Annotated in this window: 11 protein-coding genes; 4 read left to right on the forward strand and 7 right to left on the reverse strand. The window is 65.5% G+C overall.

Features of this window, described 5'->3' with window-relative positions:
- Positions 1 to 73: 73 nt before the first annotated feature.
- The gene (locus VA603_RS14505) at positions 74 to 676 is read left to right on the forward strand and encodes a TetR/AcrR family transcriptional regulator (protein WP_132865284.1); all 603 of its coding nucleotides are present in this window, start codon (positions 74 to 76) and stop codon (positions 674 to 676) included.
- Between the two features lie 30 nt (positions 677 to 706).
- On the opposite strand, the gene VA603_RS14510 is transcribed toward VA603_RS14505, so the two are convergent.
- The 6 genes from VA603_RS14510 to hslO form a co-directional block, all read right to left on the reverse strand.
- Positions 707 to 1,993 (reverse strand): putative 2OG-Fe(II) oxygenase, encoded by a 1,287-nt coding sequence (locus tag VA603_RS14510; RefSeq protein ID WP_323439273.1) that lies wholly within the window; start codon positions 1,991 to 1,993, stop codon positions 707 to 709.
- 19 nt (positions 1,994 to 2,012) lie between these two features.
- The gene (locus VA603_RS14515; protein ID WP_323439274.1) at positions 2,013 to 3,932 is read right to left on the reverse strand and encodes an O-linked N-acetylglucosamine transferase, SPINDLY family protein; all 1,920 of its coding nucleotides are present in this window, start codon (positions 3,930 to 3,932) and stop codon (positions 2,013 to 2,015) included.
- Positions 3,925 to 4,917, reverse strand: coding sequence for a class I SAM-dependent methyltransferase (locus VA603_RS14520; protein ID WP_323439275.1), 993 nt, complete (start codon positions 4,915 to 4,917; stop codon positions 3,925 to 3,927). Before VA603_RS14520 ends, VA603_RS14515 begins: the two co-directional genes overlap by 8 nt.
- 177 nt (positions 4,918 to 5,094) lie before the next feature.
- Positions 5,095 to 7,746, reverse strand: coding sequence for a TonB-dependent receptor plug domain-containing protein (locus VA603_RS14525; RefSeq protein ID WP_132865280.1), 2,652 nt, complete (start codon positions 7,744 to 7,746; stop codon positions 5,095 to 5,097).
- A 233-nt stretch (positions 7,747 to 7,979) separates the two neighbouring features.
- Positions 7,980 to 8,798, reverse strand: coding sequence for an XOO1806 family protein (locus tag VA603_RS14530; RefSeq protein WP_313251856.1), 819 nt, complete (start codon positions 8,796 to 8,798; stop codon positions 7,980 to 7,982).
- 151 nt (positions 8,799 to 8,949) lie between these two features.
- Positions 8,950 to 9,843, reverse strand: coding sequence for an Hsp33 family molecular chaperone HslO (gene hslO / locus VA603_RS14535; RefSeq protein ID WP_132865278.1), 894 nt, complete (start codon positions 9,841 to 9,843; stop codon positions 8,950 to 8,952).
- Between the two features lie 158 nt (positions 9,844 to 10,001).
- On the opposite strand from hslO, the gene mtgA reads away from it, so the two are divergent.
- Genes mtgA through VA603_RS14550 form a run of 3 tightly spaced genes read left to right on the forward strand, consistent with a single transcriptional unit; the run spans position 10,002 to position 12,113 of the window.
- Positions 10,002 to 10,676 (forward strand): monofunctional biosynthetic peptidoglycan transglycosylase, encoded by a 675-nt coding sequence (mtgA, locus tag VA603_RS14540; RefSeq protein ID WP_225591836.1) that lies wholly within the window; start codon positions 10,002 to 10,004, stop codon positions 10,674 to 10,676.
- 26 nt (positions 10,677 to 10,702) lie between these two features.
- Positions 10,703 to 11,722, forward strand: coding sequence for a glycosyltransferase family 2 protein (locus VA603_RS14545; protein ID WP_132865276.1), 1,020 nt, complete (start codon positions 10,703 to 10,705; stop codon positions 11,720 to 11,722).
- A complete protein-coding gene (locus VA603_RS14550; protein ID WP_132865275.1) occupies positions 11,682 to 12,113 on the forward strand; it encodes a CBS domain-containing protein in 432 nt (143 codons plus the stop codon). Before VA603_RS14545 ends, VA603_RS14550 begins: the two co-directional genes overlap by 41 nt.
- An 18-nt stretch (positions 12,114 to 12,131) precedes the next feature.
- Here the strand turns inward: VA603_RS14550 and VA603_RS14555 are convergent, their stop codons facing one another.
- Entirely contained in the window at positions 12,132 to 14,093 is a 1,962-nt protein-coding gene (locus VA603_RS14555) for an AsmA family protein (protein ID WP_323439276.1), read from the reverse strand.
- Between the last annotated feature and the right edge of the window lie 50 nt (positions 14,094 to 14,143).

Genomic DNA, 14,143 nt, shown 5'->3' on the forward strand with positions numbered 1-14,143 from the left:
GTAAGTGCACTTTGTGCGGATATATCCCTCGTGCGTACTGCAACCAGTCCCCGCCGTATGGTTAAATCTGCGCATGAATGACACGACAGCTTCTTCCGCGGACGCCCGCGGCGCGCGGCACAGCCGCCTCAGTGCGGATGATTGGGCACAGGCAGCGCTGGACCTGATCGCAGAGCAGGGGGTGGGTGCGGTGGCGGTCGAGCCGCTGGCCCGGCGCCTGGGCGTGACCAAGGGCAGCTTCTACTGGCACTTCCCCTCGCGCGATGCACTGCTGCAGGCGGCGCTGGAGCGCTGGGAAGTGGTCGAGCAGCAGCAGGTCTTCGGCAGCCTGGAAGAAGTCCCCGACCCGCGCACGCGCCTGCGTGCGCTGTTCCAGCTGGTCGCGCACGAGGTCACCCCGCACGTGATCTACAGCGAACTGCTCAAGGCGCTGGACAACCCGATGGTGCGCCCGGTCATCGACCGCGTGTCGCAGCGGCGCATGGAATACCTGATCGCCTCGTTCCGCCAGGCCGGCCTGAGTTCCACCGATGCCCGCCATCGCGCGCGCCTGGCCTATGCCGCCTATGTCGGCTTCCTGCAGCTGTCGCTGCAGCTGCAGCAGCCCAAGCAGGCCCGCGAGGACTTCGAGGCCTACGTCGAGCACGTGATCGAGACGTTGATCCCGGGCAACTGACGGCATCAACGCGAGCCGATAGGCGGGTTGTCAGCGGACGGGGATCACGTCGAAGGCGATGCTGATCCGTGGCGAGGGCCCTTGGTAGGCCACCGTATTGTGGAAAAAGTACGACGGGAACGTCACCAGCGTCCCTGAACCCGGCACCAGCCGGTGCTCTAGGTCCGGGCTCTGGAACGGAAGCCCCTCCTGCGGGTGGCCGAACAGCAGATTGCCGGCTGCCGGCGTGGTCGGCTGACCCGCATCCACGTAGAACACGCCACTGAGCCAGCCGGCTGGATGGATGTGCGGAGCTTGGTGGCCGCCCTGGTCCAGCACCGTGATCCATGATTGCAGTCGCCAACGAGGGGGATGGCCCCTCATCCACGGGTGGTTGGACAGGCGAGCGGCAGCGTTCAATGCGCGCATGCGTGACTGGACGGCCTTCAGTAACAACTGTTCGAATCGCCGCAGTTCGGGATCATGCGACAGGTCGAGCATCGGGCTTTGCCGCCCGCGTGAAGTGGAGCGGCCGGCGGGCTCCCAGATCAGATCTTCATGTGCCAGGGTGAGTTCGCGCAGCGCTGACAGGTCAATCATTGCATCGGCCAACGCATCGTCACTATCCAGCAGATGGTTGTAGTCCATCAGCTGCTCCACGCGGGCATGGTCGCCAAGCTCCTTGCCGGTCATGTACAGCCCGGCAAGGGCGGTCTGGTCGCCGGGATCGAATTGCAGTACACGCTGATAGAGAGTGTCGGCCCGTTGGATATCGCCCTGTGCCAACAGGCACAGCGCATAGTCGGTCAGGGCAGCCGGGTCGTTGGGCGTGGCAGACATCACCCTTTGGTGGACATCGGCCGCGGCCTGTAACTGCCCGGTCTCGCGCAATGCATTGGCGATGCCTCGCAGGATGACGGGATCGCCGGGACGCAGGCGTTCGGCACGCTGCAGGTTTTCCAATGCAGCCTGTGGCCGGCCGGAACGTGCATGGATCAGCCCAATGTTGGTCCATGTGTCTGCACTGGCCGGCTCCAGGTGGCTAAGCAGTTCAAAGTCGGCCAGTGCCTGTTCCATTCGCTCCATGCGGAAAAACACCAAACCGCGATTGAACAGCAGAGGAGGCACATGCGGTGCGACCTGTAGCGCTACGTCGAAATCCTCCAATGCCTGCAGGTTGCGCTGGGCGATCACATGCAGCATGCCACGCAGGAAGCGTTGTTCGGGATCATGGGGCGTGAGGGACAACGCTTGGTCCAGCAGCAGCCTTGCCGTTTCCATCTGTCCTTGTTGGATCAGTGCGCGTATCTGCTCTGTGCTGGTCGCGGGGGCGGGCATAAGGGTATGTGGGAGGCGTTCAGTGGCTCAGATGCTGGAGTATGGCGGTCTCGATGGCAGCGGCTGATCGACGCGGGTCGAACAGACCATGTTTGCTCACTTGTCGACGCAGGTGGTCCCGGAGGGTGTGCAGCGCGTCCGGGGATCGAGCCAGTCGGACCGCGCGTTCAATGTAGTCCCCGACATCGCGACAAACCAGCGCGTCCATGCCAAGGAAACGATTGAGGCTGGCACTGAGCCGGGACAGCGGCTGCGGACCGTCGATGCTCAGTACCGGCAGGTCGTTGCCAATGGCATGGATCGCGGTCGCGCCGGCTTGGTACTGGAAGGCGTCGAGGAAGAGGTCACAGGTGGCAGCGCGGTCGGATTGTGCTTCCAGGTCGATCTTGTCCACCAGGTGCAGGCGATCTTCGGGGCCATTGCATGCCCTCCACTGCACGAGGAAGCCCGGGCGCGCCGCGGCCGGTAGGTACACCATCAGGTGCGCCTCATCGGCTTGGGTGAGAATCCTGCTCCAACTGTGGATCAATGCGGCGGATAGCTTGTAGGTGTTGTTGAAGCTGGCCAGTACAACCGCATTCTCGGGCAGGCAGAAGCGTGCACGGTCACGGATACCGCGGCGCACCGGAGCCGCAGGGAACAATGTGCCCTGCAGGCGGATGATCCTGTCCGTGTAGAGCCATTCGGCGTCGACAGGCTGGATGTTCGCGTCCAGCAACACCCCATCCAGCCATGTGGCGTGCTGCCCGTGCACGAAGCCCAGCCAGCCCCATTGGAGGGGAGCAGGCCGTCGGCATAGAACGCCCGGGCGTGCACCCAGGGTGAAGCCGGCCATGTCGATGAGTACATCGATCCGGTCTTCGGCGATATGCGCGGCAAGGCTGGCGTCGTCCAGCGTGGCGGCATCAAGGAACCGGTCAAATCCCTCTATCAGTCCGGGTGAAGGGAGCTCGTTGCTCAACGAGTAACCAAACACCTCGAAGCGGGAACGGTCATGCGCGGCGAAATGGCGGCTCACCAATGTGCCGACGGCATGTTCACCAAAGTCGGCGGACAGGTAACCGATGCGTATCCGCTGCATCGGTTGGGCGGGCCGGACTCCGATGCTGCACCGCGGGGTCGTGGCGTGGCTGCTGGCGATGGCCTGGCCATGGCGTCGGATGGCCTCGGCCTTGAGTGGCTCCGGGATCGCCAAGGTGGAGAGCAGGAAAGGCTCCGGTGCAGCGGGGATGGCCTGCTTGTCCGAGAGCAATGCAGACAGCGCATGCACGCTGTCCTGTTGCCGATCATGCAGGCACATCATCGCTTGGCAATGTGCCAGTTGTGCCAACACATCGGCGCGTCCGGGCATCATGCGCGCGGCTGCCTCGAAGTCGTGCAATGCAGCCTGCGTCCGACCGGCGAGCATATGGCAGAGGGCGATGTTGAGCACCTCGGTCGGTTGCTGCCTGGCTGCCTGCCGGTAGGCATGGATAGCTTCATCCCAACGGCGCAGGGCCTGCAGCGATTCTCCAAGATAGTGCCAAGCTTCGCCGAAGTCAGGTTCCAGCGTGAGCGCCTGCTGCAGTGGAGCTCGTGCGGCTGCTGCCGCGCCCATGGAGTGCAGTGCACTTCCCAGCAGTAGCCAACCGAGTGAGCTGTCGGGATCCATGGACGTGATCTGCCGGGCGACCTCGATGGCCCGCGTGTACCGACCGGTTGCCCGCAGGCACAGCGCCAGGATGCAGAGTAGATCGACGTCGGCCGCCACGATGACTTCAGGCCGATCAAGCAGGAGTATCGCCTCGGCCTGCTTTCCACCTTGCATCAGCAGCACGCCATAGTCCCGGCGAAGCCTGCGATCATCGGGAGTAGCGTCCAGCGCATTTCGATACGCGTCGGCGGCGGCGTCCAGCTGCCCGGCCGCATGCAGCTCTCGGGCATGCGCGGCTTCACTCATGACCGATCTCCAGCGTCCAGCCCATTGGCATCGTGTCCCGGTACATCAGCTTGCCGGTTCGACAGGGAAGGCCGCTGGCAGCGAACCGCTGCACGACATCCTGGAGTGCTGCCCCATCCAGCACCGCTTCCAGCATCAGACCCAGACGTGCTTGTTCATCCTGTGCCCATGCGCGCAACGCCTGTACTGCCGTCGTGGCATCGTCAGGTGATTGCCATGGCTGCTGCAGCATGCGTCCCAAGGCCTGTGCGGTGGTTTGCAGCACTTGAGCATCGGGCGAAAGCTCAATCCGTTCCATCAGCTGGGTTGCCGCAGCGTTGAAGGCCGTGCGCGCGGACTCTGCTGCAGGATCCAGCGACAAGCGCCTGCGCGCGGGTGCATCGGTGGCCTGGGCGATATGCCACAACAGGCGGGTACAGGCATCGAAGACGTCGCTTTCCTGCAGGAGCCAGTGGCAGGCCTCCCATTGGCTGCGACTTATCGTATGGATAAGGGAGTCTTCGCTGTGCATGACAAGCGCTGCCCGGCCATGCGTTCCGATCACACGCAGGATTTCGGTGATCGCCAGATCGCGTGGTGCGTATTCGAAGGCGAATTGCGAGCAGATCAGATCTGCCGCCCCATCCCCGAACGGGAGTTCGGTCATCGACGTGTTGGGATGGAAGGCGATGCCTTGGTACGTACATGACCGGGCATCGATGCTGCCTGGAGGGTCGATATCGGCGATGTCGACGCCATGCAGTTGCCAGTGCAGGTTGCGTGCTTGTGAAATCGACTGCGCCAGCAGTGGAATTGCGCCGTTCCCGGTGCCGACATCGATGATCCGGGCGCCTTCATGCAGTGGTTCGAACTGCCGTAGCCAGAAGCGGGCAAAACCATCGTCGTAGTTTCCGTCTATGCCGGATGCGCAGGAGTGCAGTACCCCGGTTCGCCAGAGTCGTGTCCATGGCGCTGCCGCGCGGTGATGATCGGTTGCGTTGGACATCGGAAAAAGTGGGTTGAATTGATTTGACAGCTTGCGTGAGAGCGTCAACCAGTTCAAGCCGGCCGCGGAAGCATGGGATGTGACTGCAGTTTTGGGTCTAGGTGTCTTTGCGAGCCACCAAAAAAGAACGACCCGCCGAAGCGGGCCGTCCAAAGTGAGAGGCTTCTGCTCAGATGATCAGAAGTTCTGCTCGTAACGCAGGTACGGGGTGCGGCCCCAGATGTTGTAGATGGTGTTGATGTAGTTCGGGAAGCCGATGGCAGTGGAGAACTGCGGCATCTTGTTGGCAACGTTGCGGACACCCAAGGTGATGCGGGCATTCCACGGGGTGGCAACACTGGCCTGGACGTCGACGGTGGTCTGCGCGCTGAAGTTGGTCGCGCGGGTACCGCTGTCATGCTTGCCGATGTAGTTGCCGATCACGTTGGCCGACCAGTCGCCGCTGTTCCAGCCCAGGCCCAGCTGGGCACGGTCCTTCGGGTAACGGAACTTGCCCGCGCGCTCCTGGGTACCTGCGCCCACCGGAGTGAAATCGAACTCCAGGGTATGCGACCAGGCCAGCTTGGTGGTGAACGCACCGATGCTGGTGGTGTCGTAACGGTAGTTGGCTTCGAAGTCCAGGCCACGCGAAGTCTGCATGGCGCCGTTGTCGGTCGGCAAGCGGATCAGCTGGGCCGGACCCGGCAGCACGGTGCCGCCCGGTGCGGTGATGGCCGGGCCACGGTCAACGCCGTACAGCGGTACACCCTGGTCGCCGTAGCGGAAGGCCAGTGCGCGCGGAATGGTACCGATGATGTTGGTGATCTCGATGTCGTAGTAATCCAACGCCACCGACAGTGCGTCATTCGGGCTCCAGACCACACCCAGGCCCCAGTTGGTGGACTCTTCGGGCTTCAGGTTCTTGTTGGACAGCTGCAGCCAGGTGTACTGCAGGCCGCTGTTGCAGGGGTTGACCGGGTACGGCTGGTAAGAGGTGTTGCCCGATGCCGCGCGATAGGCGGCCAGCGCCTGGCAAGCCAGTTCGTCACCACCGGCGTGCGGAATGGTCGCATCCGGCTCGGAGGCCAGGTTGGTGGACGACGGAGCGTTGTGCAGGTCCGACAGGGTCGGGGCACGGAAGCCCTTGCCCCACGAGCCGCGCACCAGCAGCGAGTCGAGCGGACGGAACTCCAGCGAGACGCGCGGGGAGAACTTGCCGCCCACATCGCTGTAGTCATCGTAGCGGCCGGCCAGCGTGACATTCAGGGAGTCGAGCACCGGCAGCAGGGTTTCGAAATAGACCGCGCCGTAGCTGCGATCACCGTTGGTGCCTGCGCCGGCGGAGCCGAACACGTTGCCAGCGGCACTCTGTGCGTCATACAGCTGGCTCAGGGCGTCCTTGCGGTACTCGAAGCCGGTCACAAAGCCTGCGGTGCGATCGCCGATCTTGAACAGGTCGAACGAGATGTTGCCGTCGATGCCCTTGGTCTTGTTGACCGATTCAACGTAGACGGTGTGGCCGATCTTGCCGGCAGACGCTGCCACGCTCGGGTGGGTCGGATCGAACGGGTTGAACTGGCCGGAGTCGATCAGTGCCTGCAAGGTGCTGCCGATGCCGTAGTTCAGGCCAACGCTGGACTGCGACGAGTTGCCGTAGTTGGCTGCGACTTCCCAGTCGGCGCCGCCGAACAGTTCGGTCGTGCCGCGCAGGCCCAGGGTGTAGTCACGCAGGGTGTCCTTGCGGTGCGAGTCACGGGTGCCCAGCGGAGTGAAGCGGTAGTACAGGGTGCCGGCTTCGCCGAACGGGTTGAACGGGTTGTTCGCGGCAATCGTCGGCAGCTTGCCCGGACCGTTGCCGTTGTTGTCCACCGGAGCCGATGCATACACACCCAGGCTCTTGGTTTCCGAGGTCAGGCCGCGGAAGAACATGGTGGTGTTGTCGGTGATGTTGTAGTTGCCGTTCACCAGCAGGGCGTTACGACGCAGCGACGCCTCGTTGGCCGAAGTAGCGCCGTGGTCGAAGCCGCAGGTGGTGGGGCTGGTACGGATGCTGTTCTCGAACGTGTCGCAGTTGGCGACGCTGCGCGTGCCATTGGCGTTGGAGAACGTTGCCGACGAGTTGTATGCGCTGGTGGGCCAGGCGATGCCGGCACCGGTGACAATGTCCTTGATCTCGCGGTTGTACATCATCTCGCGGTCCTGGTGATCCAGAACGAAAGTGATGTTGCCGCGGTCGGAGCTGATGCCTGCCGAGGCGCTGCCGGTGGTGCCGGCCGGGCCAACCTTCGGGCTTTCGTAGCCCAGCTGGATGCTGGCGCCCTCGTAGTCCTTGCGGGTGATGATGTTGACCACACCGCCGATAGCGTCGGAGCCATACACCGCACCGGCGCCTTCGCGCAGGATTTCGATGCGTTCGATCGCCGAGGTCGGGATCATGTTGATGTTGGCTGCGCCGCCGGCCAGTGCGCCGGACGGGGTGATGCGACGGCCGTCCAGCAGGACCAGGGTGTAGGCGGAGCCGAGGCCGCGCATGCTGATGGTGGCCTGCGAGCCGGTTGCCGAACCCGAGGATTCACGTGCCGAACCGAACGAGTTGTAGACGTTGTTGCGCAGGAAGTCCGCCACCGAGATTTCACCGGCCGCCTGGATGTCCTGGCGGGTAACAACGGTGACCGGGTTCGGGCCTTCCACATCGGTGCGCTTGATGCGCGAGCCGGTGACTTCGATGCGGTCCAGGTTGGTGGCATTGCCGGACTGCGCTTCCTGTGCCAGCGCGGTACCTGCCGGCAGGACGCTGGCAGCCAGCGCGATGACGACTGCATCGCGCAGTTTGTTCGACTTGCAATTCATTTGGTCTCTCTCTCTGCCAAGTGGGCTTGGGTGTTGCCAGTGCGCCCGGGGGATCCGAAGAGCGGATCCAAAACCGCAGGCTTGGTTCGATACTACTTGCGAGAGCAAAGAAATTAAAGATTGGTTAAGGATTTTTGCTTATTTACAATTGCCAGCTAAGTGCTTGAATTTCATGGATAAAACAAAAACGCCCCTTTCGGGGCGTTTGTTATCAGGTGAAATGGTAACTGTGGTTACAAGTCCTGCTCGTAACGCACGTACGGTATCGCACCGTCGTCGTTGCTCTCATTGCGGGGCGAGAACGGGTTCTTGCCGCGGGTGATGACGTTCTCCGCACCGACGGTCAGCTGGCCGCTCCACGGGGTGCGCCAGGTGATGCCCAGGCCGAGCCCTTCCCACTTGCTGCTGCCGGGGGCATCGACCACGCGGCCGATGACGTTGGCGCTGAAGGCGCCGTAGCCACCGCCCACGCTCAGGCTCTTGCTGTCCCACTGGTCGACGATGGCCGGGGAGGCGTCACTGAGCGGTACCAGGCGGGCCTTGGCCAGGGTGCCGCCGATCGAGACGAAGCCTTCCCTGCCGATGTTCTTCTGCCCGAACACGGTCAGGTCGTTCTGCTCGACCCGGGCCGCGCCGGAACGGCTGCCACCGGCCAGCCAGGCCGGCAGGGTGTCGCGGCCGGTGCCGGCGGTGACGCCGATGCGGCCGCCGGGACGGTTGAAGGCGGTGGTGGCGGAGATGTGATGGCCGTTGTCGTCGTCATCGTCGCCCAAGCTTGCCAGCATGCAATGGCTGGCCAACCCGCTGATGCTGCTGCCGCGGCTGCTGTTGCATAGCAGGCCCAGCGAGTCGCCGGAGGACAGGCCAAACGCGGCATCCAGCGAGCTGCGGCCGAAATTCCAGCGGGCACCGGCACGCTGTTCGCCGGTCGGCTCCAGGTAGAGCAGGGCCTCGACCTTGCCACTGCCGCGGTTCCAGACCGGCAGGACGGTGCTGTCGGTGCGCGGCTTGCTCTGCGCATGCACGCCCGTGATCGCGCCAAGGGCGATCATCAAGGCAAGCGGCAGGCGCAGGAAGGCGTTCATGGACTCACTCTGACCCCGGATGCGCGGGGAAGTTCCCGGCGCGTGAGCCATTGATCCTATGGTGTTTATGGTTTCTTAACAAGTCCTCGTCCTCCCCAGAACGTAAACTCGCAATCCCTTATTGCAACCGCTCGGGGGCGGGCTGCTGGGCCGGTGTAGAAGCGAACAATACGCCGAATTCCGTCAAAGGGAAGTGGTATTGGCGGCCACAGAACTCGCAGCGGACCTCGACCTGGCCGGTGGCCTCGGCGGCGGCCCGGGCCTCCTCCTCGCCCAAGGACTGCAGCATGGCCTCCACCCGCTCGCGCGAGCAGGAACAGCCGAAGCGCAGGGGCTTGTCGCCCATCAGCTGGGGGTGCTCCTCATGGAACAGGCGGTGCAGCAGTTCGGCGCCGGGCAGGGCCAGCAGTTCCTCGCGGCCCAGGGTGTCGAACAAGGCGCCGACGCGTACCCAGCCGTCCTCGTCGCCGGCATCGCCGGGCAGCTTCTGCAGCAGCAGGCCGGCGGCGTGCTCGCCGTCGCAGGCCAGCAACAGGCGGGTCGGCAACTGCTCGGAATGGCGGAAATAGTCCTCGAAGGCGTCGTCCAGGGTGTCGCCGCTGAGGTTGACCAGGCTCTGGTAACGCTGCGGTTCGCGCGGGTCCAGGCCCGGGTTTTCGATGGTGATCGCCAGCAGGGTGCCTTCGCCGAGCCCGCTCAGGCTGGACGGCGCGTCCTCGCCCTCGGCCAGCTGGGCGATGCCGCGCAGGGTGCCGGCGGAGGTGCATTCGGTGAACAGCGCGCGCAGCGCGGAGCTGCTGCGCAGCTGGATCGACAGCCGGCCATCGACCTTGGTGTGGCCGGTGAACAGCGCCGTGGCCACGCTGGCCTCGCCGAGCAGCCGCGCGGCGGCGGGCGGGTAGTCGCCGTGGGACAGGATTTCGCGCCAGCTTTCACCCAGACGGACATGGACGCCACGGACGCCGGCGTCGGGCAGGAGGAAGCGGGTGAGGAGGTCGGAGGTATCGGTCATGGGGACGGCATCTGCGCGAGGTGGGGGCCGGTGCCGGATAATGCGCCGGTCGATGGAATCTGCAAGGTGGGTCTTCAATGGGGGCGGAGCAGGACGAGCGCAAGGTCGCGCCGGAACAGGGGGGGGCGGCCCGACGCCGGCGCGGCTGGTGGTGGTGGATGTGGCGGGTGCCGGTGGCGCTGGCGTTGTTCAGCGTGCTGCAGGTGCTGGCGTTGCGCTTCATCGACCCGCCGTTCTCCACGGTGATGCTGTTCCGGCAGGTGGAGGCCCTGGCGCAGGGCGAATGGGGGTTCCGGATCCATTACCAGTGGCGGGACCTGGACCAGATGGCGGCCAGCGTGCCGATCTCGCTGGTGGCTGCCGAGGACCAGCGGTTCCCCGAGCACAACGGCTTCGACCTGCAGGCCATCGAGAAGGCGCGGGCAAACAATGCCAAGGGCAAGCGCCTGCGCGGGGCCAGCACGATCAGCCAGCAGACCGCCAAGAATGTGTTCCTGTGGCAGGGGCGCAGCTGGCTGCGCAAGGGGCTGGAGGTCTGGTACACAGTGCTGATCGAGGCGTTGTGGTCCAAGCAGCGCATCATCGAGGTCTACGCCAACGTCGCCGAATTCGGTGACGGCATCTACGGCGTGCAGGCCGCCTCGCGCAGCTACTGGAACAAGGACGCCTCGCAATTGAGCGCGGCCGAAAGCGCACGCCTGGCCGCAGTGCTGCCGTCGCCGCGGCGCTACAGCGCGGCCCGCCCCGGTCCTTACGTGCAGCGCCGCGCAGCCTGGATCCAGCGCCAGGCCCGGCAGTTGGGCGGAGCGGACTATCTGGAGGCGGGCGATTGAGCCGGCGGCCTGCGTAGAATCGGGCCATGAATCCCGCTGATCGCCTGACCCTTGTCATCACCGCCTTCAACGAGCAGGACGCGCTGCCGCTGCTGCATCCGCGGCTGTGCGCGCAGCTCGATGCGATGGCGGACGTGGATGGCCGCATCCTGTACGTGGACGACGGCAGTTCCGATGCCACCTGGGCGGTGATCGAGCAGTTGGCGCAGGATGACCGGCGCGTGGCCGCACTGCGGCTGTCGCGCAATTTCGGCAAGGAGATCGCGCTGACCGCCGGGTTGGATGCGGTGGAGGAAGGCGCGGCGATCATGCTGGATGCTGATGGCCAGGATCCGCCGGAGCTGATCCCGGAGTTCGTCGCGCTGTGGCGGCAAGGCTACGACGACGTGCACGGCACGCGCTGGGCACGCGACGGCGATGGCTGGATGAAGCGGGCGACCGCGGCGGTGTTCTACCGCCTGATCGGTCGCCTGTCGAAGACGCCGATTCCGGCCGATACCGGTGACTTCCGCCTGCTCTCGCCACGCGCGCTGGCCGGCTTGCGGCAGCTGCGGGAGCGGCAGCGTTTCATGAAGGGATTGTTCGGCTGGGTGGGTTACCGCCGCATCGCCTTGCCGTACCGGCGTGGCGAGCGCATCGCCGGGCGCAGCAAGTTCGGTTTCTGGAAATTGTGGAATTTCGCGCTGGAAGGCATCACCAGCTTTTCCACCGCGCCGTTGCGCGCGGCGACCTACCTGGGCCTGTTCACCGCGGCCAGTGCATTCGTGTTCGGTACCTGGGTGGTGGGCAAGGCCGCGCTGTACGGCGACCGGGTCGCCGGCTGGCCGACGATGATGGCGGTGATCCTGTTCCTGGGCGGGGTGCAGCTGATCGCGCTGGGCCTGATCGGCGAATACTTGGGGCGCCTGTACATGGAGGCCAAGCAGCGGCCTTTGTACCTGGTCGACACATGGCGCCCGGCGAACGTGGCAGTATCGGCAGCACCGATCAGCGCAGGAGAACGCCATGCAGACCGTTCGACAGTTGCTGGGGAGCAAGTCCCCTGAGATCCACGCGGTGCGGCCCGAATCGGCCGTGATCGACGCCATCCGCCTGATGGCGCAGAAGGGCATCGGCGCGGTGCTGGTGATGAATGGGCCGAAGCTGGTCGGCATCCTGTCCGAGCGTGACTACGCGCGCAAGATCGTGCTGATGGACCGCTCCTCGGCGACCACGCCGGTGCAGGAGATCATGACCGCCGAGGTGGTGACCGTGGCGCCGACGGTCAGCGTCGAGCAGTGCCTGGAGCTGGTCACCCAGCGCCGCATACGCCACCTGCCGGTGCTGGAGGGCGGCGAGGTGGTCGGCGTGATTTCCATCGGCGACCTGGTCAAGTCGGTCATCGAGCAGCAGCGCCGCGAGCTGGGCCAGTTGCAGGAATACATCACCCAGGGCTGAGCGGTCCGGTGGCGGGTGCTACCGGGCGTAGTGCCCGCCGCAGTTGGCGTCCTTGCCCGGCCCGGTTTCCAGGGTGGCCAGCAGCGCGGCCGGTGGGGCGATGCTGCCCAGCGTGAGGGCGATCGCTCCGCGGATGCCCAGCGCCTTGAAGTCGGGGCGGAAGGACGGGTCCTTGAATGTACCGCCGATGCGCAGCGGCGAACGCAGGGCGAGGATGCTCATGTCCTTTGGCCGCGGCCGCAGCAGCAGGTCCAGGTGTTCCTGGCGCAGGCTGACCGTGCCCTCGCCGACGACCAGCGTGTCGGTGGTGTCGAAGGCCAGCGCGCGCGCCTGCATCAGCCCGTCCTGCACGCCGAAGTCGGCGAAGGCGCAGCGCAACGGGATCTGTTTGTCACCGGTGAACAGGAATTTCACCGATTCGGCGATATCCAGCCCGGCCAGTTCCATCAGCAGGTTGCCGATGTGGCCGCGGCCCATGCCGATGGCGACGTTGCCGTCGCTGCTGCCGAGCATGGCGGCCACGGAATTACCGGTCCCGCTGAGCTGGACGCGGCCGCTGATGCCACCGGAGGCCTGTTCGGCCAGCTTGGCATCGGGGAACAGCCGGCCCAGCTGCACGTTGCGCAGGTTGGCATCCAATGCGGTGGCGATCTGCGGGCGACGGGCATCCATGCGCAACGTGCTGCGGATATGCCCGCCGGCCACGCCGAAGTCCAGCGGCTCCAGCCGCAGCAGGCCATGGTCGAGCAGCAGGTGTGCGTCCATGTCATCCAGCGGCAACGACGGCGCATTGATGCGGCGTGCCTTCCAGCGCACATCGGCATCCATCGCGCGCAGCTTGCCGAGGTCATAGGCCTTGTCCGGCAGCACGGTGGGCCTGGCCGCCAGGCGCGCGGCCTCGGCCTTCTGCCGGGCGTTGGCCGACTCCTCGCCGCCGGTCTTCGGTGGTGCACCGACGAAGCCGGCCAGGTCGTCGAAGTCCAGCCGCTGCGAGAGCAGGTTGGCCTGCAGTCGCGGTCGTTCACCGCCGGTCTCCACCTGCACGTCACCGCCCAGGTCGCTGTTGCCCACCACGCCGGTGAAGCCGGTGTAGCGCCAGCGCTGGTGATCGCGCGCGAGCTGGCCGTTCAGCCGGTACGGCGGGGAAGACGGGATGGCGATGCCGATCAGCGGGTAGAGCTCGTCCAGGTCCTGGCCGCTGAGCTGGAGCTGCAGGTTGAACACCTGCAGTTGGAAGGGGTTGGTCAGGCTGCCGCTGGCGCGCGCACGGGTGGCACCGGCACGGGCATCGAGCGCGATCCGGAACGGGGTGTCGCTATGGGTGAGTTCCAGCGGCGATTCGGTGGTGCCGCGCATCGTGAACGCGGCACCGCGCCAGTGGCCGTTGCCTTCCACGTGAAGGGGCGGGGCGGCATCACCGTGGGAAGGCTTGCCGCTCTGCAGGTCGAGCGCGACATCGGTGCGTCCGGCAGCGTCGACGAAGCGCAGCTTGCCGGCGTCGATGCGCAGGCGCTTGAGCTGCAGCGCGCTGTTGCCACCGCTGCCGCCGAGGACGTCCCAGTTGCCGGGCTGGCCTTGGCTAGGAGCGGTCTGCAGCAGCACATCCGGATGGGTCAGGCGGATTTCCGGCAGCTGGACGCTGGCACGCAGTAGCGGCAGCAGGCGGATGTCGACCTCGACCCGCCGTGCGCGTGCCATTTCCGGTTGGCGGGCCCACGGTGCATTGGCGAACGTGATGCCATCGCCACGCACGGTGGTGGTGCGCCCCAGCGTCACGTCGAGGTTGTCGATATGCAGGGCGCGGCCCGTGCGTGCCTGCACTGCGCGTTCCAGCGGTGCCTTGAACCAGTTCCAGTCCCATAGCAGGAACAGGGCGAGCAGTGCGCCAAGCAGGGCCACCAACACGGCGAGCAGGCGTTTGCCGGGGCGTGCAGGCCAGCGTGAGGGGCGCGTCTTCGGTTGGGCGGACGGGCTGTTCACGCGCCCATGGTTGCCGCTCAGCAGTGCAGGGCGCGCGAAGCATTCATTGT

It is taken from the genome of Stenotrophomonas capsici, from assembly GCF_034961085.1.
Lineage (GTDB): Bacteria > Pseudomonadota > Gammaproteobacteria > Xanthomonadales > Xanthomonadaceae > Stenotrophomonas > Stenotrophomonas capsici.

Bases quoted from the DNA above. Each gene is read 5' to 3' on its own strand.
- VA603_RS14505 (WP_132865284.1), top strand. From the start codon at position 74: ATGAATGACACGACAGCTTCTTCCGCGGACGCCCGCGGCGCGCGGCAC.
- VA603_RS14510 (WP_323439273.1), bottom strand. From the start codon at position 1,993: ATGCCCGCCCCCGCGACCAGCACAGAGCAGATACGCGCACTGATCCAA.
- VA603_RS14515 (WP_323439274.1), bottom strand. From the start codon at position 3,932: ATGAGTGAAGCCGCGCATGCCCGAGAGCTGCATGCGGCCGGGCAGCTG.
- VA603_RS14520 (WP_323439275.1), bottom strand. From the start codon at position 4,917: ATGTCCAACGCAACCGATCATCACCGCGCGGCAGCGCCATGGACACGA.
- VA603_RS14525 (WP_132865280.1), bottom strand. From the start codon at position 7,746: ATGAATTGCAAGTCGAACAAACTGCGCGATGCAGTCGTCATCGCGCTG.
- VA603_RS14530 (WP_313251856.1), bottom strand. From the start codon at position 8,798: ATGATCGCCCTTGGCGCGATCACGGGCGTGCATGCGCAGAGCAAGCCG.
- hslO (WP_132865278.1), bottom strand. From the start codon at position 9,843: ATGACCGATACCTCCGACCTCCTCACCCGCTTCCTCCTGCCCGACGCC.
- mtgA (WP_225591836.1), top strand. From the start codon at position 10,002: ATGTGGCGGGTGCCGGTGGCGCTGGCGTTGTTCAGCGTGCTGCAGGTG.
- VA603_RS14545 (WP_132865276.1), top strand. From the start codon at position 10,703: ATGAATCCCGCTGATCGCCTGACCCTTGTCATCACCGCCTTCAACGAG.
- VA603_RS14550 (WP_132865275.1), top strand. From the start codon at position 11,682: ATGCAGACCGTTCGACAGTTGCTGGGGAGCAAGTCCCCTGAGATCCAC.